This window comes from Streptomyces sp. NPDC037288, assembly GCF_055603265.1.
In genome coordinates, this window is record NZ_JBVJVY010000203.1 from 1 (window position 1) to 1776 (window position 1776).

Annotated in this window: 1 protein-coding gene and 2 pseudogenes; 1 reads left to right on the forward strand and 2 read right to left on the reverse strand. The window is 66.9% G+C overall.

Going from position 1 to position 1776, the window contains the following annotated elements; translation table 11 throughout:
- Positions 1-194: 194 nt before the first annotated feature.
- Positions 195-656 (forward strand): annotated as a pseudogene (locus ACZ7GZ_RS43255) (transposase); the annotation flags it as partial.
- A 2-nt stretch (positions 657-658) separates the two neighbouring features.
- Here the strand turns inward: ACZ7GZ_RS43255 and ACZ7GZ_RS43260 are convergent.
- Together ACZ7GZ_RS43260 and ACZ7GZ_RS43265 are read right to left on the reverse strand one after the other, a co-directional pair.
- Positions 659-907, reverse strand: a pseudogene (locus ACZ7GZ_RS43260) (IS5/IS1182 family transposase); the annotation flags it as partial.
- Positions 908-959: 52 nt separating this feature from the next.
- Entirely contained in the window at positions 960-1454 is a 495-nt protein-coding gene (locus ACZ7GZ_RS43265; protein ID WP_471033344.1) for a transposase, read from the reverse strand.
- Positions 1455-1776 lie beyond the last annotated feature (322 nt).

Here is a 1776-nt window from a genome sequence, read left to right on the forward strand (position 1 = left end):
CAGAGCACGCTCCTCCACCCGCCGCGTCAGCCGCACCGTCCAAGCCATCCACGTGCTACTGACCTGCGACTCTTCAGGATGAAAGAGGTTCAATGAGCTTCTTCAGTAGTCACTCCGCGAGAGAACGGTCGCTGAAGGTTGACTTGCGTTCCGACCTGCAGTGGGCGCCAACTTCTACAGAGTCAACCTTCACCATGCTCATCGTCACCCGTGAGGGCGACCGGCGCTGCAAGCTCCGCCCCTCTCAGCGCGCGATGGTGGCACTGGCGTACCTGCGCGAGCACATCACCCTGGCGAAGATCGCTGCCGGGTTCGGGATCAGCGAGTCCACCGCCCACGCCTACACCAGCGCGGTCATCCACCTGCTCGCCGAACGTGCGCCGGGTCTGCTGAAGGTCCTGCGCGAGACCGACCCCGACTTTGTCCTGTTGGACGGCACGCTCGCCGAGTGCGACCGGGTCGGCGACGGACGGGCCGACTACTCCCACAAGCACCGCCGGCACAGGGTGAACGTACAGGTGGTCACCGGTCCGGGCGGCCGACTGCTGTGGCTCTCACCCGCACTACCGGGCCGGGCTCACGACCTGACCGCCGCCCGTACCCACCGGATCATCCGCATCTGCGAGCGCCAGGGCCTCCCCATCCTGGCCGAGGTCCTGTCTGACAAATGATCTTGGTTGGGTTCGCGGAGCCAGAGGATGAGCGAGGCGAGGTGGACTCCGGCCCGGTAGCGGTCGGCAAGTTTGTCGAAGCGGGTGGCGATCGCGCGGAACTGCTTGAGGCGGTTGAAGCAGCGTTCGACGACGTTGCGGGCCTTGTAGAGGTCGCGGTCGAAGGTCGGTGGTCTGCCGCCGGCTCGGCCGCGCCGCGTCCGGTTGGCCTTCTGGCCCGCCCGTTCGGGGATGACGGTGTCGGCGTACACATGAACGTGGCTCTGGCAAGATTTTCGTAGCTGGAGATCATCTCGGTGACACGGTCGGCTGGTCCGCATAGCGTCGGCGGAGGTGGGCGATCAGGATGATGCGGTGACGGAGAAGGGGGACGCCAGCGCGTCCGGCCATGAGGCGTTTCTGCAGCTTGACGTCGGTGATGCGGCCCTCGTTGACCCCGGAGTTGTATGGGGTGACGATTCCCTGGGCGACTGCATGTCGGTCTTCGCGCAGGGCTCCGGCAAGTCCGGTCAGCGGAGCCAGCCCGGTGTTTGCGAGGTCGTCCAGCCACTCTGGCAAGGATGTCGCGTCGCCGTTGTCGAGCATGGCGGCGAAGCGGCGGACCAGGTCGTGGACGGTCTTGAGTTCAGAGCAGTGGTCGAGGAGCCGGGGCAGGCGGTCGTTGATATGCGGGTTGCGGCGGTGCGGATGGGTGGTGATCCAGCGGGCGGCTTCGCGCGGGGAGGGCGGTCGCTCGCGTGGTTCGTCGATGGGCAGGCCCCGCCTGAGGGGTGCGACGGCCATTTTCACGCGCTGGTAGTGGCCAAGGTAGCCCTTGGTCTGCAGTTCCTCGTGCAGGATCTTCGCGCTGTGCTGTCCCTCGTCCCAGCGTTGTTGCAGGTAGCTGAGGTAGGGATCCAGTGTGGAGGCTTGCGGGGCGGGCGACGCACCACCTCCTGCCAGGTATGGGCCCGGGCGTACTTGCTGACGGTGCGGCGGTTCAGGCCGAGCTCCCGGGCCACGGAACTGTGGCTCCGACCAGAACGCGTGAGGGCCTGCACGGCCTCGAAGAGCCGTCGGGCGTGGCGCTCCGCTCGCGTGGCTGCGGCGTGGTTCTCGACGGGCT

Coding starts and splice junctions, on each gene's coding strand:
- ACZ7GZ_RS43265 (WP_471033344.1), bottom strand. CDS start 1,454: ATGGCCGTCGCACCCCTCAGGCGGGGCCTGCCCATCGACGAACCACGC.